The sequence below is a fragment of the Actinomyces glycerinitolerans genome (assembly GCF_900098745.1).
GTDB lineage: Bacteria > Actinomycetota > Actinomycetes > Actinomycetales > Actinomycetaceae > Actinomyces > Actinomyces glycerinitolerans.
The window spans coordinates 30972-52051 of the sequence record NZ_FQTT01000014.1 but is presented as its reverse complement, the minus strand read 5'-3'; the positions used below and the strand labels follow the sequence as shown (position 1 = coordinate 52051).

The 21080-nt window shown below is 68.2% G+C and carries 16 protein-coding genes and 1 pseudogene; 7 read left to right on the top strand and 10 right to left on the bottom strand.

The window, feature by feature from the left end:
• Positions 1-228: 228 nt before the first annotated feature.
• The 10 genes and pseudogenes from ACGLYG10_RS13030 to ACGLYG10_RS17000 form a co-directional block, all read right to left on the bottom strand.
• Positions 229-1656: a lipopolysaccharide biosynthesis protein gene (locus ACGLYG10_RS13030; RefSeq protein WP_073332853.1), complete on the bottom strand. Its 1428-nt coding sequence runs from the start codon at positions 1654-1656 to the stop codon at positions 229-231.
• Positions 1643-2629: a polysaccharide pyruvyl transferase family protein gene (locus ACGLYG10_RS13025; protein WP_244542684.1), complete on the bottom strand. Its 987-nt coding sequence runs from the start codon at positions 2627-2629 to the stop codon at positions 1643-1645. The genes ACGLYG10_RS13030 and ACGLYG10_RS13025 overlap by 14 nt, the downstream gene beginning before the upstream one ends.
• Entirely contained in the window at positions 2626-3060 is a 435-nt protein-coding gene (locus tag ACGLYG10_RS13020; RefSeq protein ID WP_073332848.1) for a serine O-acetyltransferase, read from the bottom strand. Before ACGLYG10_RS13020 ends, ACGLYG10_RS13025 begins: the two co-directional genes overlap by 4 nt.
• Entirely contained in the window at positions 3060-4166 is a 1107-nt protein-coding gene (locus tag ACGLYG10_RS13015; protein WP_073332845.1) for an EpsG family protein, read from the bottom strand. Before ACGLYG10_RS13015 ends, ACGLYG10_RS13020 begins: the two co-directional genes overlap by 1 nt.
• A gap of 5 nt (positions 4167-4171) precedes the next feature.
• Entirely contained in the window at positions 4172-5320 is a 1149-nt protein-coding gene (locus tag ACGLYG10_RS13010; protein WP_073333237.1) for a glycosyltransferase family 1 protein, read from the bottom strand.
• 70 nt (positions 5321-5390) lie between these two features.
• Positions 5391-6149, bottom strand: coding sequence for a glycosyltransferase family 2 protein (locus tag ACGLYG10_RS13005; RefSeq protein ID WP_073332842.1), 759 nt, complete (start codon positions 6147-6149; stop codon positions 5391-5393).
• A gap of 17 nt (positions 6150-6166) precedes the next feature.
• Entirely contained in the window at positions 6167-6853 is a 687-nt protein-coding gene (locus tag ACGLYG10_RS13000) for a sugar transferase (RefSeq protein ID WP_073332840.1), read from the bottom strand.
• A 650-nt stretch (positions 6854-7503) separates the two neighbouring features.
• Positions 7504-8292 carry an MBL fold metallo-hydrolase gene (locus tag ACGLYG10_RS12995; RefSeq protein WP_073332837.1) on the bottom strand — a complete coding sequence of 263 codons (789 nt, stop codon included), beginning with the start codon at positions 8290-8292 and terminating at the stop codon, positions 7504-7506.
• A 111-nt stretch (positions 8293-8403) separates the two neighbouring features.
• Positions 8404-11763, bottom strand: a complete 3360-nt coding sequence (gene ileS, locus ACGLYG10_RS12990) for an isoleucine--tRNA ligase (RefSeq protein WP_073332835.1) — start codon at positions 11761-11763, stop codon at positions 8404-8406.
• Between the two features lie 17 nt (positions 11764-11780).
• A pseudogene (locus tag ACGLYG10_RS17000) lies at positions 11781-12666 on the bottom strand (transposase); the annotation flags it as partial.
• A gap of 917 nt (positions 12667-13583) precedes the next feature.
• Between ACGLYG10_RS17000 and ACGLYG10_RS12975 the strand changes: the two are divergent.
• The 7 genes from ACGLYG10_RS12975 to ACGLYG10_RS12945 are packed head-to-tail and all read left to right on the top strand — an operon-like array spanning position 13584 to position 21047.
• Positions 13584-15305, top strand: a complete 1722-nt coding sequence (locus tag ACGLYG10_RS12975; protein WP_073332828.1) for a nitrite/sulfite reductase — start codon at positions 13584-13586, stop codon at positions 15303-15305.
• On the top strand, positions 15302-16168 hold the full coding sequence (locus tag ACGLYG10_RS12970; protein ID WP_073332825.1) for a phosphoadenylyl-sulfate reductase: 867 nt from the start codon (positions 15302-15304) through the stop codon (positions 16166-16168). Before ACGLYG10_RS12975 ends, ACGLYG10_RS12970 begins: the two co-directional genes overlap by 4 nt.
• A 53-nt stretch (positions 16169-16221) precedes the next feature.
• Positions 16222-17163 carry a sulfate adenylyltransferase subunit CysD gene (gene cysD / locus ACGLYG10_RS12965; RefSeq protein ID WP_073332822.1) on the top strand — a complete coding sequence of 314 codons (942 nt, stop codon included), beginning with the start codon at positions 16222-16224 and terminating at the stop codon, positions 17161-17163.
• 49 nt (positions 17164-17212) lie between these two features.
• Positions 17213-18565 (top strand): sulfate adenylyltransferase subunit 1, encoded by a 1353-nt coding sequence (locus ACGLYG10_RS12960; protein ID WP_073332819.1) that lies wholly within the window; start codon positions 17213-17215, stop codon positions 18563-18565.
• Entirely contained in the window at positions 18562-19374 is an 813-nt protein-coding gene (gene cobA / locus ACGLYG10_RS12955) for a uroporphyrinogen-III C-methyltransferase (RefSeq protein WP_083565914.1), read from the top strand. The genes ACGLYG10_RS12960 and cobA overlap by 4 nt, the downstream gene beginning before the upstream one ends.
• Before the next feature lie 39 nt (positions 19375-19413).
• Entirely contained in the window at positions 19414-20301 is an 888-nt protein-coding gene (locus ACGLYG10_RS12950) for a sulfite exporter TauE/SafE family protein (RefSeq protein WP_073332817.1), read from the top strand.
• On the top strand, positions 20298-21047 hold the full coding sequence (locus ACGLYG10_RS12945) for a sirohydrochlorin chelatase (protein WP_073332814.1): 750 nt from the start codon (positions 20298-20300) through the stop codon (positions 21045-21047). Before ACGLYG10_RS12950 ends, ACGLYG10_RS12945 begins: the two co-directional genes overlap by 4 nt.
• Positions 21048-21080: the final 33 nt, after the last annotated feature.

The following is a 21080-nucleotide window of genomic DNA, read 5'->3' as shown; positions in this document are numbered from 1 at the left end:
AGGGATCGGTATCGGCCACCCGGCGCCGATGCGTCGGATGCGGAACACGCGGCGCGAGCTGTTGAGCAACGGTGTAATACCGCCTCGGCTCCACCGCCCGAGCGGCCGCGCAGCCATAGAATTATCGCCCAGGCGGGCCCGCCATGTCGAATAACAGTGGGCGTGTTCGCCAACATATCGGTCACGATGCTCACACCTCGATACCAATTGCGCGAATAAGGGGATTTCTTAGCGACTTCCCGGACGCCCCATGAACGCCCGCCTCACGCGCAAGAACGACTCACGCAGTACCCCGACGTCGCTCACAAAAAGCAGCACCAGACACGCTCCCGCGAATAAGACCGGCCACATGCTTCCCTCGCACGACATGCAAATAGACATGACCGAGAGGAGCAACAGCTGGTAGGCAATTCTCGCACGGTCGATCGGCATGTCGATCCGCGTGGCGATGTCGCGTACACGGACCAGGAGAACGATCGCGTATGCCACCACGCCGGCGACGCACGCCCCCCAGGGCCCCATCGCCGGTACGAGCGCGACTCCCAGAAGCAGGTTTACGGCCGCACCGATCGCAGTCGAGATCATCAGCATCCGGCTCTTCATAAGTGCCTGGTAGAACGTGCCGAAGAACACCGACATGACGCCGAAGGCTGCGGCGAGCATCAGCAGCGGCACATAGCGCCAGGCATCCTGGAACTCCGACTGCAGCAGTAGCCCGGAGATCGGCCTGTTGAGTACTATCACCACCCCCGCCATCGAAAGCGTCACCAGGGAGTACCCGCGCAGCACGCGCCCAAAGAAGGGCCCGCTATCGGCCGCACCGATCTCCCGGGCGGTTGAGAATTGCCAGGCCTGCTGAAATACGGAGCTGATGATGTTGATCAGCGACGGCATCTTGGTTGCCGCCGTGTACAGCCCGGCCGCAGCCAGACCACTGCCCCACACGACCACATAGCGGCCCGATACGCTCACGATCCACCACGACAGGAGATTGGGGACCAGGGGGAGGCTGTAGATCAGCATCCGGCGTAGGAGCGCGCCGTCGAACCGCAGCGGCGCCACGAAACGGTACTCCGCCGAGCACACGAATGCGGCGGCGCCGGCCACCACGTATCCGATCGAGTACGACCACAGGTATCCGGCGACGCCGGCGTGCAGGTGAACGAGCAATGCGTACGTGGCGATAACGAGGACGAGGGCGTTTATGAAGCCGTACCCGACGAATCGCCGCACGTGCCCGAGCCCGCGCGCGAACTGGCTGGTCGCCTTGTAGATGCAGGCAGACGCGAATAGGAAGAAGAAGGGCACGGCGTGGGCGTAATCAAAGATCCTCCAGGCCAGCGTCGATAGAACGGCCGCGACGAGGATCCCGCCGCCGAGAACCAGGACCGAGTTGCAGAACAGCTCCCCCTTCCCCACCGTCTCGTCTATCGAGAAGCGGTACAGCGCCTCAATGACACCGAGCGACGCCAGCGGCAGAACGATCTCGATCCCACTGTTCAGCAGCTCGGCTGCGCCATAGTCCGAGGCGGTCATGGCGCTCGTGTACAACGGCATGAGCACCAGCGAGACCACCTTGACCGCCAGGCTTCCCAGGCCGAAGATCACGGTATTGCCGAGGAGCTCCGCCAGGCGGCCCCGACTACGACCCGACATTGAACTGGGCCTTCCACCGTTCGATCAGGGCGAAGTCCAGACCATCCAGCTTGGTCTCCCACCTACCCTCGATCATCCGGGGCAGCGCGACGGTGATGTCCGGGCGCTCGACTAGCGTGAGCGAGTAGTCCTTACCCATCTCTCGCGCACGGTAGTCGATCGAGATGATGATCGCGCGGCATCCCTGCTGGAGCGCGAATATGCCGCCGTGGAGTCGATTGCCCACGTAGTCCACCCCGGTCTCCAGAACGGCGCGGTAGGCATCGACATTCGGCGGCACGACCTCTATGCCGGACATGTCGCTCAAGGAGCGCAGGTAGGCGAGGTCGTCCACGCTCTGTGGCCAGAAGCAGATTCTGCGATAGTGCTCTCGCAGGATCCCGATCATCGCCGCATCATTGTCCCGGTCCGGCTGATAAGAGGTCAGAGTGAACACCACCGTGGAGCTCTTGGAATGCGGGATGCTCGCGCAGTGCTCGGGAGTCAGTCCCCACAGCGTCGGACAACCGGTGTTCCACGCCCTCAGGCCGATGGTCTCCAGGAGCCGCTTGGTTCGGTCGTCGCGTACGGAGTGCACGACGTCGTGCGCCAGTACCTTCCTGAACAGCGCCCGCGTGTAGAGGCTCACCGAGGCGCTGTTGACGCCCGCCCCGACCCCAAGGCACACCGTTCCCACCGCCAGGCCGCAGTTCAGGTAATTGATGTTCCAGGCGGGCAGCGGCCGCAGCATGTTGGTGTACAAGGCGTTCGTGCCGCACAGGAATTTCAGATCCGCGGTCTTGAACGGGGCGAGCTTGTGCCGATTGAGCATGCACTGCAACGGCGTGTACATCGGGGTGTGCGAAGCCATGCGCATGGCATAGTTCGACGCGAACAGCTCCGGCCAGTTGGCTGCGATCGACCGATTGATGATCTCGTCACCCATGTTCAAAGAGCCCACCGACGTGTCAAGGAGCAGGATCCGCTTCATCATGAGTCTCCCCGCCCGCCCTCGAGGATCCGCGCCGGCACGCCGACGGCGGTGGCGCCGCTGGGCACGTCATGGATCACGACCGCCCCGGCACCGATCACGGCGTCATCGCCTACCGTAACGGGCCCGAGGATAAGCGACCCGCATCCCACGGTGACACGGTCGCCGAGCCGCGGTAGGACGTTGATTCCCTTGCGTCCCCCGATTGTCACGTTCTGTCCCACCTTGCAGTTCTCACCGATTTCCGCAGCCGGATGAATGACAACCCCCAGCGCGTGGTGGGGAAAGAGAGTTCCTTTTCCAATCTTTGTGGCATAGGGAACGTCACACGCGAAGACCACCCGCATCACTCCTCTGATCAGGTAGGCCGCCGGACGCAGCCCGTGCCGGGCGCACCAGCGGGCGGCGGAATAAGAAGCATAGACGGGATCCATTACCAGGCTCCTTCCTCAAATACCGTGTGATAAGGAAACAGGGTGTACCAACCGGGTCGATATAGAAGCATGATCGTCATACTCACGAAGGCTACGAGTACGAGCAGCACCGAGACGTACCAGTTCCGCAGCCCCGGCTCGCGGGCGACGACATTCCCCAGGCCGACGACCATCGGGAGCGTCAAATACATCTCGAGACGGTCGAGCAGGTTGAATCCGAGGGAGACGATCATGATCGCGGCGTCGGCGACGGCGAAGGTGACCAGGATGCGGGTGACCCCGGTCTTGTCCGCCGCCACCGCGGAGTTCCATCCACACATCGCCACCAGACCGATCATGAGCAGCCGCACCCCCACCCCCATGACCGTGGCCATCCTGACGCCGCCCTCCGCGTACTGCGAACTCAGGTAGTGGCCGTAGTACGCAGAGAATACGGAGGCCTTGGTGAGGACCAAGCTCAGGCAACCGGTGCAGGCGCCGATGACCGCCCCCCATTTGACCCAGTCCAGGAAGCTGTTCAACCTCAGCATCGGAATGAAGTAGGCGGCGAGCAATAGTATGGCGGAGGCATGGAACTGCGCAGCAAGTAGTATCAGAATGAGGTAGCGCACGGGCCGCCGCTCCATCAGAGCCGGTACGGCGAACAGGAATATGGCCGCCGCGATGCCCTGCCGGGTGGCGAGCATGATGTCGTAGAACACGGACATGCCGAAGGCCAGGAGCAACGCCAGCGGGTTCGACCTCGCATACCTGTGGATGAAAAGCACAACCGACCAGAAGGAGAAGACGGAGACTACTAGCAGCAGCACATTGAAGTCGTCCGTGATACGGCTGATCAGGTAGTTGACGACCACGTATCCGCGTTCGAATCTGCTGACGGCAAAGGCCTCCGACAGGCCGTCCGTGTCAGTAATCTTCTCGAACACGTCGTAGTACCGGCTGGTGTCGTTTCCCACCGTTCTGGCACGCAGGCCCGCCATCGCCACGAACAGCAGCCAGGCGACGAGCAAGGGCGCGGTCGACTTGCGGCTCCCGTCTTCACGACGACCGCCGAGCAGCCCGCCCACCAGGGCCAATATCCCGAACAGGGCGTAGTGAACCCACATGGCCGTTACTCGCCCCGCGCCAGGGACAGGTAGCGCCGCGAGAGCGCCCCGGCCTCTGCGGCGACGTCGAATCCACTGCTGCGCGCCTGCTCGACGCCCTGCGCCCTGAGTGCCTCGGTCCCGGCCTGCGGGAGCACGTCCCTGACCCGCTGCGCCCAGTGTCCGGCGCCGAGTTCCAGCGCCAAGAAGGAACAGTCGCCAATGGACACCTCCTGCGGCACCCTGTCGGAGCAGACCAGCGGCAGACCCGCGCACTGCGACTCCACACCGACCATCGGCAGCCCCTCGAAGCGGGAGGGCAGCATCAGCACATCCATCGCCTGGTAGAGCGCCGGCACATCAGACCGGTCACCGAGGAACGTCACGCTCCCCGACAGGCCCCGCTCGCCAACCAGGCGCTCAATGTCCCCACGCAGCGGCCCGTCGCCTACGAGCAGCAGATGGCAGTCGGGCTCGAGTGCGAGCAGCTTCTCGAAGACCGCTACCAGGAACCGGTGGTTCTTCTCCTCGCTGAAGCGACCAACGTGCCCGACGACCTTGAGCCCGTTAAGGCCGAGTTCCGTCCGCTTCGCGTCCCGCATGCGCTGATCGAAGCGGTATCTGTTGACCTCCACGGCATTGGGAAGCACCTCGAACTGGCCCGCGCCGAACAGGAACTCGCCGGCGCTCCGGGAGCAGGCCAGCCGCACGTCGGAGTAGCGGCCCATGTTGCGGCAGACGATCTGGTTGCGTATCGAGTTCAGTCTCGAGTCGGAGTACGCCGTGGAATGGGAGTGCACGATCATGGACCTCACGCCCGCTCGGTGCAGGACCGGGTAGATGAAGCGGGCCAGCACCGGATCGTGAAGGTGCACGACGGGGTACTGCCCCGGATGCTCGTGCAGCAGCGTCGCGAGCTCCTTGCGGATCCGCAGGATGTTCTTGCCCGCGCGCCCGGGGAAGCACCTGCCCCCGAGCGACTCGATCTCCGCGCGCCGAGTCTCATCGGGGGTGGCGTAATAGTAGAAGTCGAATATCACCCGGCGCCGGTCGACGTTCCGGAAGTAGTTCATGACGACACTCGTCACGCCGGAGCGGCGCGAAATTGAGGAGTTGATATGCAGGATCCTGAGTGGGCCGCCGACGCCGACCTCCCGCCGAGTCCGATTGTCCATGGTTGCCTTCATCCTCTTACGATTACTCTCCCTGCCCGACGCGTCCCCGATACGAGCGATCGTCGAGCACTCACTTCAGCCTCAGCACCTTGATGACACCCCAGGCGCACACGTGGAATACCGACCGCACGACGCTCAGGTGCTCAATATCTCGATACAACCTCCAGTGATACTTCACCAGACTGAGCTTGTTGGCGGATATCGAGTCGCTGCGGACCCGGTACTGGGCGAGGACATCAGGGATACCCCATATATACTTCTCCCTCTTGAGCATGCGCAGCCACAGGGCGTCGTCATTGCGTTTCCGGATGTCAGGGACTTCGAATTTGCCTAGTCGAGACACATCGTACATCACCGTGGAGTTCCCCACCGGGCAGTCCAGCAGGAGCCGGTTGTAGCCGACTCGCCTCGGACTGGTCAGGACCTTGCCGGTGGGAGCCCCGTGCTCGTCCACCTGTTCGTACGCGGTACAGCACAGGGCGACGCCGTGGCTGCCCATGAACTCCAGCTGGCGGGTCAGCTTGTCCGGATGCCAGAGATCGTCGGCATCCAGGAAGGCCATGTATTGCCCCCGGGCCATCTCCATCGCGCGGTTGCGCGCCATCGCCGCACCGCTGTTGCGCTCCAAGCGCGTGCACCGCACACGCGCGTCGGCATCCGCCAGCAGCCTCGCGCGCTCGAAGGTCCGATCGGTGGAGCAGTCATCCACAATCAGCAGTTCCCACGAGGTATAGCTTTGCGCCTGCACCGATTTGACGGCCTCATCGATGAAGCGCTCCGCGTTGAACGCCGGCATGATGATCGACACTAGTCCGGGCACCACTGCCATTACGCCGTTTCCTTTCTTCAGTGGGCTCCGAACACTGCGCGCACCGTGGCCAGAATGATCCGTAGATCGCGACCGATGCTGAACTCACGAATATCGTCCAGGTTGAAACACATCTTCGCCGGAAGAATCTCCTCGATGTAGGCCCTATCTGCATCCGCGGCCGAGGTCAGTAGCAGCGCCTCGTCCTTGAACTCGATGCTCGCGGTGGAGGTCACTCCCGCAGGTAGCAGTAATGTGGCTTTCATCTCCTGCGTGTACTCGCGCACATACTCGGGAACCTCGGGCCGGGTCCCGACAAAGGTCATGTTCCCTTGCAGAATGTCTATGAGCTGGCTGGTCTCATCTATCCGGTAACGCCGCATGAAGGCGCCGACCCGGGTGATACGGGGATCGGCGTGCACCGTCACCTGTGTCCCGGGTTCGCTCGGACGGTCCACCATCGTGCGAAACTTGTGGATCTTGAACTCGCGGCCGAAACTGGTCACCCGTTGTTGCCGGAAAAACACAGGGCCGGGTGAGTCGAGCTTAATGATCAGCGAAAGCAGGACGAACATCCACCCGAGCGCGACCAGCATGAGCCCGGCTCCAACAACATCGAACAGCCGCTTCAGCCGTAGCTGCCCTTCATGCGCAACCAGGTGATCGTAATAGGGACGCACGGCGTCGTTCTGCATGTCCGCCGGGAGGTCGGACCAGGCGGGCATTGCCGCGCGACGTCCCCGCCGCGCGCCGACGGTGGCGGCCCGCCGTCGCGGCGCACCGCTCCGCCTCCCGTCCTCACGCCCCGGATCGGCAGTCCCCTTCGCAGTTGCCGCGGGTCCTCCCCGTTCCGGCATGGGGTTTGCGCCCGCCCGGAATGAGGAATAGCCGCCACGCATAAAACTACGTCGACAAGGCGAGAAGTGGTTATCAAGGCTCATTTCAGGGACCACCGGGGATTGAATCAGGAGGGGCGCGCACGACCGCGTGGGGCGAGCAACGACAGGCTTCAAGGATGGTTTTCGCTAATGCGCGGGACGCGGCACACAGCAATGAGCGCACCGACATACCGTTTCTCAGCCCGCGACGTCACTGCGCGGGCGTGAGGGGCTCATGCCTCCTTATTCGCCAGGGGACGGCGTTGACAGAGCCATCGTCAAACGCCGAATAACGCTCGCAACCTACGTCCCAAGTCGCCCCGAAGCAAGTAGCACAGAATACCGTTACCCTCTTGGAACTATGGAGGCAATTATTGCGCTTCACGCCACCGGCTAGGCGCGTCCCCCGCCTGCCCGGACACGATCGGGCGCCACGCCGGGGCCGGGCTGCAAGCGGCGTGCAACCCCGCCCCGATTCGGGGCCGGCACCCGGTTGCTCATTCGCCGATGGGGCAGCTCCACTCCCCCTCGGGGGTGCGGTCCAGCCGATCCAGGATGCCGGCATCACGGAAGGCCCGCAGCGTGGCTCCGGGGCCGTCGACGAAGTGCTCCCAGCCGGTCTGGTGGGCGACGACGACGTGCGGCGCCCCCAGCACCTGCGCTGCCGCGCTGGCCCGCTCGGCGGACAGGCTCAGCGGTCGCCCCGCGAACTTGGCGGGCACGGTCGCCCGACCGGCGTTCAGCACCGCATGGCCGATGCTCCCGAAGCGGGCCTTGACCTGTGCGATCAGCTCCAGGGAGGCGTTGTCCCCGGTCAGGTAGATGGTGGTGCCCGGCGTCTGGATGACGAAGCCGGTGACCTCGCAGTTGACGTGCCCGGCGGCGTCAACCTCCCCGTCCGCGGGTCCGTGCTGGGCGGGCACGGCGGTGACGGTGACGCCGTCCCCCACCACCACGGACTGCCACGGGACCAGCCCCTCGGCGCCCGCCCCGAGCTGTCGGGCCGAGCCGGGATTGGTCAGCAGGCGCGGGGCGGCCAGGGCGAAGACACGCCCGGAGACGTCGAGGTTGTCGGCGTGATCGGCATGACTGACCAGGACGGCGTCGGCGTCCGCGAGCGCCTCGGCCGCCACGGCCGGTCCACGGGTCTTGCGCAGGGCGCCGTAGTCGGTGGGCGGGTCGAAGGTGGGGTCGACGACGAGGCGCAGGCCGGCGACGTCGATGGCGACGGTGGGCCCGCCAACCACGAGGAAGGCGAGGTTGTGACGTGGAAACGGCGAGCGCATTATTTGGGTCCTTTCCGCGAGCGCGGTTGGGGTGGCTGAGATGGCGCCGCCGCCGACAGGGGCTCGGCCTCCTGTCGGCGGCGGCGGGATGGTACTCCCCCGGCTCGGTCCTCAGGCCCGCGCCACGGTGGCGCTGGGGGTGTCCACGTCGGCGGTGATCACTTGCAGGTCCACACAACTGACCTCGCGCTTGATCAGGTCCAGGTGGGCGCCGGTCCAGGCGTTCTTGTCCGCCGGGATCGTCAAGGTGGCGCGCGCCGGCTCGCCGACGTTCAGGCCGGTGGCCTTGCGCTCATCCATCAGCAGCCGCACCAGGTCGCGGGCCCAGCCCTCGGCCTCCAGGTCGTCGTCGAGCGCCGTGTCCAGCACCACGAAGGCGCCCGAGGGCAGCACGGTGGCGGACAGGGCGTCGTCGTGCACCTCGATGCGTGTGGACAGCGTGAAGGCGGAGTCCTCCGCCTCCAGCACCACCGGGGAGCCGTCGAGCAGAACCGTGTCGAAGCGAACGTCGCCGTCCTCGGTGACCTCCCACTCCCCCGCCTTGACGGCGGTGAACAGCTTCGAGGTCAACTTGCGCACCTGCGGGGCGAAGGCGCGCGGGTTGAGGGTCAGCTCCTCGGTCAGCTCGTAGCCGGCGTCGGCGGCGTCCAGCACCCGCACCTGCTTGACGTTGACCTCGTCGGCGATCAGGGCCGTGAACGGCGCCAGGCCCGCCGGGTCGGAGGTGGCGATGGTCAGGGTCCGCAGCGGCTGGCGTACGCGCAGCTTGTCGGCCTTGCGCAGGCTCAGCGCGGCGGACACCGCGTCGCGCGCCTGATCCATGGCGTCCACCAGGGCGCCGTCGGCCACATGCTCGGGCAGGACCGGCCAGTCGGTCAGGTGCACGGAGCGCTCCCCGGTCAGGCCGCGGTAGATCTCCTCCGCCGTCAGCGGGGCCAGGGGCGCCATCACCTGCGTCAAGACGCGCAGCACGGTGGCGAGCGTGTCGAAGGCGGGGCGCGCGACTTCGGCGCCGCCGTCCACGAACCGCGACCGGGAGGTGCGCAGGTACCAGTTGGTAAGCACGTCGATGAACTCGCGCACCGTGTGGGTGGCGCCGGTGACGTCGTAGGCGTCCAGCTGCGCGGCCACGGTGTCGGTCAGGTCCTTGGTGCGGGCCAGGATGTAGCGGTCCATCACGTCGAGGGAGCCCTTGCGGCCGAACAACGAGGCGTCGGCCAGGTCCACGCCGTCGGTGAGGTAGCAGGCCCCCGCGTCCCCCGCCTGGGCGGCGTACAGGGCGAAGAAGTACCAGGTGTTCCACAGCGGCAGCATCACCTGGCGCACCGTGTCGCGGATGGCCTTGTTGGTGACGGACAGGTTGCCGCCGCGCACCACCGGGGAGGACAGCAGGAACCAGCGCATGGCGTCGGCGCCGTCGCGGTCGAAGACCTGCTGGACGTCGGGGTAGTTGCGCAGGGACTTGCTCATCTTCGCCCCGTCGTTGCCCAACAGAATGCCGTGGGAGACGCAGGTGGTGAAGGCGGGCCGGTCGAACAGGGCGGTGGCCAGCACGTGCAGCGTGTAGAACCAGCCGCGGGTCTGGCCGACGTACTCCACGATGAAGTCGCCCGGGTTGTGCGACTCGAACCAGTCCACGTTCTCGAACGGGTAGTGCACCTGGGCGAAGGGCATGGAGCCGGACTCGAACCAGCAGTCCAGCACGTCGGGGATGCGGCGCATCATGGACTTGCCGGTCGGGTCGTCCGGGTTGGGGCGCACCAGCGTGTCGATGAAGGGCCGGTGCAGATCCTTGACCTCCACGCCGAAATCGCGCTCCAGCTCCGCGAAGGACCCGTACACGTCGGTGCGCGGGTAGGCCGGGTCGTCGCTCACCCACACGGGGATGGGGGAGCCCCAGAAGCGGTTGCGGGAGATGGACCAGTCGCGGGCGCCGGCCAGCCAGTTGCCGAAGATGCCGTCCTTGACATGCCCGGGCACCCAGGTGATCTCCTGGTTGAGTTCGACCATGCGGTCGCGGATGGCGGTGACCTTCACGAACCAGCTCGAGACGGCCTTGTACATCAGCGGCTTGCGGCAGCGCCAGCAGTGCGGGTAGGAGTGCACGTAGGACTGCTGGCGCACCAGTACGGCGCGCACGGCCGCCTCGCGGCGGGCCAGCGGGCCGGTGCCGTCGCGCAGGTCGGTGATGACCGGCTTGTTGGCGTCGAAGATGTGCATGCCGGCGTAGTCGGGGACTTCGCTGGTGAACACGCCGCCGTCGTCGACGGGGATGACCGTGCCGATGCCGTAGGGCTGGCAGGAGTACATGTCGTCCTCACCGAAGGCGGGCGCCAGGTGCACCAGGCCGGTGCCCTCGGTGGTGGTGACGTAGTCGGCGGTGATGATCTGCCAGGCCGCCGGCCCGGGGGCGGCGCCCTCCGCGCGGTGGGCGGCGTCGTCGTAGTAGTCGTAGATGGGCACGTAGCGCACGCCGACCAGGTCGGTCCCCTTGTAGGTGGCCAGCACCTGCGGGTCCTCACCCAACTCGCGGGCGTAGGCGCCCAGCAGGTCGCGGGCGAGCAGCACATCCTGCCCGGCGACCGGGGAGTCGAGGTCGGCGTCCACCCGGACGGTCACGTAGTCGACGTCGGGGCCGACGGCGACGGCGGAGTTGGACGGCAGGGTCCACGGGGTGGTGGTCCAGATCAGCGCCAGCTCCGGGGCGGCGTCGGGGTGGGTGTCATCCAGGCGCCGTTCCAGGCGCAGGCCCACCGTGACGGTGTTGTCCTGACGGTCCTGGTAGACGTCGTCATCCATCTTGAGCTCGTGGTTGCTCAGCGGCGTGCGGTCGTGCCAGCAGTAGGGCAGCACCCGGTAGCCCTGGTAGGCCAGGCCCTTGTCGTACAGGGTCTTGAAGGCCCACATGACCGACTCCATGTAGGTGGGGTCGAGGGTCTTGTAGTCATTCTCGAAGTCCACCCAGCGGGCCTGGCGGGTGACGTAGTCCTCCCACTCCTTGGTGTAGCGCAGCACGGAGGTGCGGCAGGCCTCATTGAACTTCTCGATGCCCAGCCCGCCGGGGCGGGTGATCTCGGTGACGTCGTCGATGCCGAGCTCGCGCTGCGCCTCCAGCTCGGCGGGCAGGCCGTGCGTGTCCCAGCCGAAGCGGCGCTCGACGCGGCAGCCCCGCTGCGTCTGGTAGCGGCCGACCGCGTCCTTGACGTAGCCGGTCAGCAGGTGGCCGTAGTGGGGCAGACCGTTGGCGAAGGGCGGACCGTCGTAGAAGACGAACTCGTTGGAGTGGCCGTTGTCGTCCAGCGCGGGGCGGGCATCGATGGAGGCCTGGAAGGTGCCGTCCTGCTTCCAGTAGTCCAGGACGTCCTTCTCAATCGCCGGGAAGGAGGGGGACGGCTCGACCTTCTGGCCGGGGCGGTGCAGGGGGTAGAAGGCGGCGCCCGCGTGCTGGGTGCCGGTGGGCTCTTCGGCCATTTGTCTTGCCTCGCGTCTCACTCGTAGTCGTTTGCGCCCGTTGGGGCGCGGGATCCACGAGGACGACGCCGCTCCGACCGCCGATGACCCGGCGGCGGTGCCGCACCGCGGTACCACCTCGCTTGCCCCTCCGGCAGTGCCGGGGTGGGCCGCTCGATTCGCAGCTGTGACGGGCTGTCCCGTCCGGTTCTACTGGGGGCCGCGCGCCAAATGTGAACGCGGCCCGGTTCTTCCGGAGGCTCGCCGGTGATGGCCGGGTCGGCGCCTGTGGCGGTGAGTGTAACCGCGCACCGCGCCCCCGGCCATCCCCGGGCGGCTCCAGACGGCGTCATCCTCGCCACATCCCGGGATCGCGGGGCCCCTGTGTGGTTTGTCAAGCGGCGGTGGGCGAGTGCGAGGAGGGCTTGGCCGAAGGCGCTTGCCCTGGGCGCGTTTGCGGTCGTAGTAGGCGCGGGATGTGGGGTCGGAGCGCAGTGAGGCGAAGGCTGACAGGAACATGGCTGGCTTGAGGCGCTTGTTGCCCGCGTGGGAGACGCACCTCACCCCGGATGGAGGACCCCGACCGCCGGGTGACTGGTGTCAGGCCGGCGTATGAGGCCAGCTGGGCGCCGGTGGGGAAGGCTCTGCCCGCGGTTTCGGCCAGGAACACAGCGGCGGCCGGGACCCCCACCCCGGGGCACGGGTGGTCAGGGGCCGGGCAGAAGAAGGATGGGCCACCCGCCAGGGCCACTATCTCGGGCGGCGACATCGTCGCGTTGGGCGCGGGTGGGCGATGAGCTGGCGGGCCAGCTCCAGGTCAAAACCGGTCAACATCGACAAGGATGCGGCGTCCTCATCCGAAGTGCTGATGGACCTGAGCGTGTGGGGCATGGTGCGGGCATCATCCGCGATCACCGCCGCATCGCGGGCCTCGGCATGCTCGACCTTGCCCACGCCCGAAACCGACGAAGACCTCGATATCGTCAACCTGCATGACAGGCTCCCTTACTTGGCGTCTACGTGGCCAGCCCTCGGACGATTGATCCCGCACCCACGCCTGCGAAAGGACTCCAAGGCAAAACCCCTCGGTCCGTTCCCCTAATCAGCGCCTCCCCATCCGCCCACCACCGGTGACACCCCCGGATCATTCGGTAAGACAGGAGCAAGACACCCGCGCCGGCCGCCGCTGGCCCAACCGCGAGGTGGTTCCCCACGACTACCCACAAAGTAACGGGCGGGGCTCGCAGTAGGGTGGCAATTCCCGTAGGGATCCCTTAAGCGGCGGGACGACGCTTGGTACCCTGACCCGACGGTTCGTACTTTCCGGTGGACGCTTCGTACCCTCCGGTGACGGTTCGGCACTCCAGGGTACGAACCGTCACCGAAGGGTACGAAGCGCTGATGCCAAGTGCCGAAGCGTCGTTGGAAGTGCCGAAGCGTCGGCGGCCGACCGTGCTTCGGCAGCCGACGTCAACCGCCGACAGCCGTAATCCCAATACCTGACAAGACGTCGTCTCACGATCCGACCGCATGGTTGTCTTTCCCGCCGCCGCGTCCCTAGTGTGCGCCGCATGACCCAAGCGCATCCCCTACTCGCCGCCGCGGAGTCCCGCGGGGCGTGGTTGCGCTCCACCCGAGTCATGTGCTGTCAGGCCTGTTAAGCGCCTGACCATTGCGGCTAAGCCGTACACGGAATCCGGCGCACTGAGGCGTCCGGAGCCGCACGGCACCAAGTGGATCACTCCCGGCCAGCAGCCGGCGGTCACTTGATAGCACCGATCCGGAGCGAGTCCCCGAAACGATGACTCCGGACGCTCATGCACCACCAGCCTGGAGGAGACATGAGCCCGATCAAGAACCCGCCCACAAGCGACGCCGGCGCCGGCCGCGCCATCCGCCCGCCGCGCGCCGGCCGCGCCAACGGCCAGTGGCGCATCGACGGCCGCAAGCCCCTGAACCCCAACGAGGTCGTCAAGCAGGACGGCGATCCGCTCGGCGCGCACGACCGCATCCTGTCCACCTACGCCGCCGCCGGCTTCGACGCGATCCCGGACGACGACCTCCACACGCGCTTTCGCTGGTGGGGCCTGTACACCCAGCGCAAGCAGGGCATTGACGGGGGCCGCACCGCCCAGCTCAGCCCCGCCGAGCTGTCCGACCGGTACTTCATGCAGCGGGTGCGCATGGACGGCCAGTCCCTATCCGTAAAGCAGATGCGCGTCCTCGGCCGGGCGTCGAACGAGTTCGCCCGCGGCACCCTGGACGTCACCGATCGACAGAACCTCCAGATGCACTGGATCCAGATCGAGTCCGTGCCGGAGCTGTGGCGCCGACTGGAGGAGGCCGGCCTGATCACCATCGAGGCCTGCGGCGACACCCCGCGCGGGATCCTCGTCTCCCCCGTGGCCGGAATCGACCCCGATGAGATCATCGACCCCTCTGCCGCCGCGGCCCAGATCCGCGACACGTTTCTCGGCAACCCCGAGATCTCGAACCTGCCCCGCAAATTCAAAACGGCCTTCACCGGCTCCCCCACGCTGGACATCCTCCACGAGATCAACGACATCGCCTACGTGGGCGTCAACCATCCCGAGTACGGTCCCGGCTACGACCTGTGGATCGCCGGCGCCCTGTCGACCGCGCCATTTCTCGGGCAGCGCCTGGGCGCATTCGTGCGGCCCGACCAGGTCAGCGACGTGTGGTGGGCCGCCATCCGGCTCTTCCGCGACTACGGCTACCGCCGCCTGCGCAACAAGGCCCGCCTGAAGTTCCTCATGGCCGAGTGGGGCCCGGAGAAGTTCCGCCGCGTCCTGCAGGAGGAGTACCTGGGCTACGAGCTGGCCGACGGCCCCGCCCCCGCGCCACCCGCGGGCGAGGCCGACCACATCGGCGTCCACCGGCAGAAGGACGGACACTACTGGATCGGCGGCATACCGCCGGTCGGCCGCCTGTCCGGCGACACCATGCTGGGGCTGGCGGACCTGGCGGAGACGGTCGGCTCGGACCGAGTGCGCACAACCCCGCTGCAGAACATCCTGCTGCTGGACGTGCCGGCCGAGCGCGTGGACGAGGCCGTGGCTGGCCTGCGGGAGCTCGGCATCGACCCGGACCCGGGGCCGTTCACGCGCTCGCTGCTGGCCTGCACCGGCCTGGAGTTCTGCAAGTTCGCGATCGTGGAGACCAAGTCCCTGGCCGCGCGGGTCGGCGCCGAGCTCGACGCCCGCCTGGCGGACCTCAACCTGGAGCGGCGGATCTCCATCAGCGTCAACGGCTGCCCCAACTCCTGCGTCCGCATCCAGATCGCCGACATCGGTCTCAAGGGGCAGATCATCACCGTCGACGGCCAGCAGGTACCGGGCTTCCAGGTGCATCTGGGAGGCGGCCTGGCGTCGGCCGGCCACGAGGAGGCCGAGCTGGGACGCACCGTGCGCGGCCTGAAGGTGGCCGCCACCGACCTGACCGACTACATCGAACGCGTCGTGCGCCGCTATGCCGCGGGGCGCACCGCGGGAGAGTCCTTCGCCCAGTGGGCGCAGCGGGCAGCGCAGGAGGAACTGGTATGAGTACCGAAGGTATCGCGCCCCTGGCCGGGCTGCGCGCAGCCACCATCCCCGTCCTGACGGCCGACAGCGCCCCGGCGACCGCCCCCACGGCATCCCCTGCGGGCGTCAACCCCTACGGCCGGCTCGTCGCGCGTGGCGCCAACCGTCCTCGCTCCGCACAGGCCCCCCGCCGCAGCGAGGCCGAACTGCGGCGCATCGCCGCCGACGGCGCCGCACGGTTGGGCTCGAACGCCTCGGCCGAGGCGGTGGTCGCCTGGGCGGCCGAGACCTTTCCCGGCTCCCTGGCCGTCGCCTGCTCCATGGCGGACGCCGTCCTGCCGCACGTCGTAGCCTCCCGCATTCCCGGCGTCGACACGCTGTTCCTAGAGACCGGCTTCCACTTCCCCCAGACCGAGCAGACCCGTGACGCCGTCGCCCGCACCATGGACGTCACCGTCATAGACGTCCTGCCCGAGCTCACCATCGCCCAGCAGGACGCCGAGTACGGACCGCGCCTCTATGAGCGCGACCCCACCAAGTGCTGCTACCTGCGCAAGGTGGCACCACTGGCACGCGCCCTGTCCGGCTACGAGGCCTGGGCCACGGGCCTGCGCCGCGAGGACTCCCCCACCCGCGCCGACGCGCCCCTGGTCGCCTTCGACGAGAACCACCGGATCGTCAAGCTCAACCCGTTGGCGGCCTGGAGCTTCGACGACCTGCTGGAGTACGCGACCGCGCACGACGTCGTCGTCAACCCACTGCTGGCGGACGGCTACCCGTCGATCGGCTGCGAGACCTGCACCCGGCGCGTCGCCCCGGGCGAGGATCCCCGCTCCGGACGCTGGGCCGGATTCGCCAAGACCGAGTGCGGCATCCACCTGTGACCGCCACCCCGCACGCCCCGAACACGAAACCGCGGAACCGATTGGAGAGCCCCATGACCACAGCCACAGACAGCGTTACCGGCGTTACCGGCGTTACCAGCGCCCCTGCGGATCACCTCGACGCCCTCGAGTCCGAGGCGATCGGCATCATCCGTGAAGTGATCGCCGAATGCCGGCGCCCGGTGCTGCTGTTCTCGGGCGGCAAGGACTCCGTGGTCATCCTGCACCTGGCCCGCAAGGCCTTCTGGCCGGCGCCGCTGCCCTTCCCCCTGCTGCACGTGGACACCGGCCACAACTTCCCCGAGGTGCTCGCCTACCGTGACGCGACGGTCGCCGCCGCTGGAGCGCGCCTGCTCGTCGCCCGGGTGCAGGACTACATCGACGACGGCCGCCTGCGCGAACGCCCGGACGGCACCCGCAACCCGCTGCAGACCCGCCCGCTGCTGGACACCATCCGCGCCGAGGGCTTCGACGGCGTCATCGGCGGCGCCCGCCGCGACGAGGAGCGGTCGCGCGCCAAGGAGCGCATCGTCTCCCTGCGGGATGAGTTCGGGCAGTGGGATCCCCGCAACCAGCGCCCCGAGTTGTGGCGGTTGCTCAACCTGCGTCACTCCCCCGGCGAGCACCTGCGCGTCTTCCCCCTGTCCGACTGGACCGAACTGGACGTGTGGCGCTACATCGAGCGCGAGGACATCGTCCTGCCAAGCCTGTACTACGCGCACCGGCGGGAGGTCTTCTCGCGCGACGGCATGTGGCTCGCCGTCACCCCGGTGACCCAGCCGCAGGAGGGCGAGACCATCACCACCCGCACCGTGCGCTACCGCACCGTGGGCGACATGTCCTGCACCGGCGCCGTGGACTCGACGGCGGCCAACAACCACGAGATCGCCGTCGAGGTGGCCGCCTCCACACTCACCGAGCGTGGTGCCACCCGGGCCGACGACCGCCTGTCGGAGTCCGCCATGGAGGACCGCAAGCGCGAAGGCTACTTCTGATTCCCATCCCACCCTGCGAACCCACCAGACACGCACCCTGGAGAAACCTATGACCATCACCCCCTCCGAGTCCGCCCGCGCCGCAGCGGACCAACCCACCCTGCAACCGTCTCCGACCGCCGGTCTGCTGCGCCTGGCCACCGCCGGCAGCGTCGACGACGGAAAGTCGACCCTCGTCGGCAGGCTCCTAGTGGATTCCAAATCCGTGCTGCGCGACCAGCTCGCCGCCGTGGAGCGAGTGAGCCTGGACCGCGGCCTGACCCACGCCGACCTGGCCCTACTCACCGACGGCCTGCGCGCGGAGCGGGAGCAGGGCATCACCATCGACGTCGCCTACCGCTACTTCGCCACTCCCCGCCGCTCCTTCATCCTGGCCGACTGCCCCGGCCACGTGCAGTACACGCGCAACACGGTCACCGGCTCATCCACCGCCGACGTGGTGGTCCTGCTGGTCGACGCCCGCCACGGCGTAGTGGAGCAGACCCGCCGACACCTGGCCGTGGCGGCAATCCTGAACGTCCCGCACGTGGTGGTCGCCGTCAACAAGATCGACCTGGTGGACTTCTCCGCCGACGTCTACGACGCGATCGTCGCCGAACTGGCCGCCGCCGGCGCCGAGCTGGGGGTCAAGGACCTGCGGGCGCTGCCGACCTGCGCCCTCGAGGGGGACAACGTGGTACGTCGCTCGTCGCGGACCCCCTTCTACAGCGGTCCCGCCCTCCTGGAGCTGTTGGAGACTATTCCGGCCGACTCCACGTCGGCGGACGGCGCCTTCCGGCTGCCCGTGCAGCTGGTCATTCGGCCGCAGGGGGCCGCGCCGGAGGGGCTGTCCGACTACCGCGGTTACGCCGGGCGGGTCGCCGCGGGATCGGTCCGTGTGGGCCAGGAGGTCGTGGTTCTCCCCTCACGGCGCCGCAGCCGGGTCACCGCCATCGACCTCGCGGACACCGCCCTGCCGGAGGCGCACGCCGGCCAGTCGGTGACCCTGCGGCTGGCCGATGACATCGACATCACGCGCGGTGATCTGCTCGCCGCCGCCACCGACCCGCCGCAACTGCTCCGGGATGTCGCCGCCCGCGTAGCCTGGCTGTCCGAGCACCCCGCCAAGCCGGGAGACCGGGTCCTCGTCAAACACGGAACGCGTACCGTCCAGGCGATCGTCACCGCGATCGAGGCCGTCCTCGGCCTCGACGACCTCACCGCCGAGCCCGCACAGACCCTGGTCCTCAACGACATCGGCACCATCCGCCTGCGCCTGTCCGAGCCGCTCCCCGTGGCCGACTACGCCCGCTCCCGCAGCGACGGCGCCTTCCTACTCGTAGACCCCTTCGACGGCTGGACACTCGCCGCGGGCATGGTGCACCTCGAGGGCGAGCGCGCGTCCGCACCACTGGCGGCATGAGCCGGACGAGCACGGCCCCGGGCATCGGGGGACGGCCCGCGCAGGAGGTCGAAAGCGTCCCGGATACCGACCGTCTCGGCACCGGGTGGGTGGCACTCATCGGAGGCGGGCCGGGGGACCCGGGGCTGGTCACGGTGCGCGGGCTGGACCTGCTGCGGCGGGCCGACGTCGTCGTCGTCGATCGTCTCGCCCCGCGCCAACTGCTGGAGGCCGCCGGTCCCGGCACGGAGGTGATCGACGTGGGCAAGCGTCCGGGGCACCATCTGCTGCCGCAGGAGCAGATCAACGCGGTGCTGGTGGAGCGGGCCCGCGCCGGGCAACGTGTAGCGCGCCTGAAGGGCGGCGACCCGTATGTGCTGGGCCGCGGCGGTGAGGAGGCGGCGGCCTGCCGGGCGGCCGGCGTCATCGTGGAGATCGTCCCCGGGGTCACCTCGGCCATCGCCGTGCCGGCCGCCGCCGGCATCCCGGTGACCCACCGGGGGCTGGCCCGGGGCTTCTCCGTGGTCACCGCGCACGAGGAGCTGGTCTCCACGGTGCCGGCGCGGCGCGACCACACGCTGATCCTCCTGATGGGAGTGGCGCACCTGCGTCGCTCGGCCACGATCCTCCTGCAGGCCGGGGCCGAGCCCGACACCCCGGCCGCCATCGTCGAACGCGGCTTCCTACCCGACCAGCGAGTAACCACCACCGTGCTGCGATGTCTGCCCGACGTCGCCACCGAGGTCGGCGTCACCGCTCCAGCGGTCATCGTCATCGGCGACGTCGTCACCGTCAGCCCCGCATGGAACACGCGGGTCGTCCCCGGCTAGTGCATCCGGCTACGACCCCGGCAGCCCTGAAGGATCATCATGCTCGCACTCATCCTCCTCGCCCTGGTCGGCCTGGTCGCGCAACTCGTGGATGGGACCCTGGGCATGGGCTACGGCGTCACCAGCTCCTCGCTGCTGCTCGCCGTCGGCCTGAGCCCGGCACTGGCCAGCGCCAGCGTCCACCTGTCCCAGATCGGGACCACGCTCATGTCCGGTGTCTCCCACCTGCGCCTGGGCAACACCGACCGGGCACTGGTGGCCCGCCTCGCCGTCCCCGGCGCCGTCGGCGCATTCCTGGGCGCCACCGTGCTGTCCCGGCTCGCCACGGCCGCGGCGACCCCCGTGACCACCACCATCCTGCTGGTGCTGGGCATATATGTGCTGGTGCGCTTCGCCGTGCGGCCGCCGACCGGCGCTACCGCACGCAACAGCCCCCACACCTCCCGGCTGCTGACGCCACTGGGCCTGATCGGCGGTTTCATCGACGCGACCGGCGGCGGAGGCTGGGGGCCGGTGGTCACCACCACCCTGCTGTCGCGCGGCCGCACCGCCCCGCGCACCATCGTCGGCAGTGTGGACACCGCCGAGTTCATAGTCAGTGTGACCGCGTCGTTGGGCTTCCTCCTCGGGCTGGGGACGGCCGGAATCGACTTCGGCGTCGTCGTCGCCCTGCTGGGCGGCGGCATGTTGGCCGCCCCGCTGGCCGCCTGGGCGGTGTCCCGGATGCCGGGCACGATCTTGGGAACCGCCGTCGGCGGCCTGATCGTGGTGACGAATACGGTGACGGTTCTGGAGACACTCGGTCTAAGCACCACGGTCACCGCGTGGACGCTGTCGGCGCTGGTTGCGGCGCTGCTGCCGCTCATCGCCCTCACGGTGCACCGCACCCGCCGCACCAACGTCGTCGCGGAGGTGCAGGCGGCATGAAGACGCGTCCCCTGGTGGTGCTGGCGCATGGCACCCGCGCACCCGGCGCGCTCCCGGTGCTCGAACAGGTCAGTGCGCAAGTGGCCGACCTCCTGCCAGGAGTCGTCGTGCGCCACGGCTTCGTGGAGTTCCAAAACCCGACGGCCCGGGAGGCCTTTTCGGGGCTGCACGATCCCGTCGTGGTCCCCTTCTTCCTGGGTGGGGGCTACCACGTCCTGCACGACCTGCCCGGTCTGCTCGCCGAGCACGGGTCCGGCAGCGCCACCCGGCATCTGGGGCCCGAAGCCACGATTATCACGGTGGTGGCCGACCGCCTCCGGCAGGCAGCGGCGGAGGCCGGCACTGCCGTCACCCGCCTCGACGGCGTCGTGCTGGCCGGCTCGGGATCGTTCAGGCGTCGACCCGTGCGGGAGACCGAGCAGGCGGCGGCGCTGCTGGCGCGGGAGCTCGGTGTTCCCGTCCGGCCCGCCTACCTGGCCAAGACCTCGCCCACGGCCCGGGAGGCGGTGGCCTCCTGGCGTCGGGAGGGCGCGCGGACGATTGCGGTGGCCCCGTATCTGCTCGCCGAGGGCAAGTTCTCCCGCGCGTTGTACCGGAGCGAGGCGAGCTTCGTCGCCGCTCCCATCGGCGCTCACCCGGCGGTCGCCCGCGTGGTCGCCCAACGCTACCGGGAGGCCGTCGGCAGCGAAATCGGTATTGAATGCGCCCGCGGGCGCGTCAGCTTAGCCCCCGTTGCCGCGGGCTAAGCTGCAACCGCAGCACCAGTGCGGGAGGGAACG

Coding starts and splice junctions, on each gene's coding strand:
- ACGLYG10_RS13000 (WP_073332840.1), bottom strand. CDS start 6,853: ATGCCCGCCTGGTCCGACCTCCCGGCGGACATGCAGAACGACGCCGTG.
- ACGLYG10_RS12995 (WP_073332837.1), bottom strand. CDS start 8,292: ATGCGCTCGCCGTTTCCACGTCACAACCTCGCCTTCCTCGTGGTTGGC.
- ACGLYG10_RS13010 (WP_073333237.1), bottom strand. CDS start 5,320: ATGGACAATCGGACTCGGCGGGAGGTCGGCGTCGGCGGCCCACTCAGG.
- ACGLYG10_RS12945 (WP_073332814.1), top strand. CDS start 20,298: ATGAAGACGCGTCCCCTGGTGGTGCTGGCGCATGGCACCCGCGCACCC.
- ACGLYG10_RS13025 (WP_244542684.1), bottom strand. CDS start 2,629: ATGATGAAGCGGATCCTGCTCCTTGACACGTCGGTGGGCTCTTTGAAC.
- cysD (WP_073332822.1), top strand. CDS start 16,222: ATGACCACAGCCACAGACAGCGTTACCGGCGTTACCGGCGTTACCAGC.
- ACGLYG10_RS12960 (WP_073332819.1), top strand. CDS start 17,213: ATGACCATCACCCCCTCCGAGTCCGCCCGCGCCGCAGCGGACCAACCC.
- ACGLYG10_RS13015 (WP_073332845.1), bottom strand. CDS start 4,166: ATGTGGGTTCACTACGCCCTGTTCGGGATATTGGCCCTGGTGGGCGGG.
- ACGLYG10_RS13005 (WP_073332842.1), bottom strand. CDS start 6,149: ATGGCAGTGGTGCCCGGACTAGTGTCGATCATCATGCCGGCGTTCAAC.
- ileS (WP_073332835.1), bottom strand. CDS start 11,763: ATGGCCGAAGAGCCCACCGGCACCCAGCACGCGGGCGCCGCCTTCTAC.
- ACGLYG10_RS13020 (WP_073332848.1), bottom strand. CDS start 3,060: ATGGATCCCGTCTATGCTTCTTATTCCGCCGCCCGCTGGTGCGCCCGG.
- ACGLYG10_RS13030 (WP_073332853.1), bottom strand. CDS start 1,656: ATGTCGGGTCGTAGTCGGGGCCGCCTGGCGGAGCTCCTCGGCAATACC.
- ACGLYG10_RS12950 (WP_073332817.1), top strand. CDS start 19,414: ATGCTCGCACTCATCCTCCTCGCCCTGGTCGGCCTGGTCGCGCAACTC.
- ACGLYG10_RS12970 (WP_073332825.1), top strand. CDS start 15,302: ATGAGTACCGAAGGTATCGCGCCCCTGGCCGGGCTGCGCGCAGCCACC.
- ACGLYG10_RS12975 (WP_073332828.1), top strand. CDS start 13,584: ATGAGCCCGATCAAGAACCCGCCCACAAGCGACGCCGGCGCCGGCCGC.
- cobA (WP_083565914.1), top strand. CDS start 18,562: ATGAGCCGGACGAGCACGGCCCCGGGCATCGGGGGACGGCCCGCGCAG.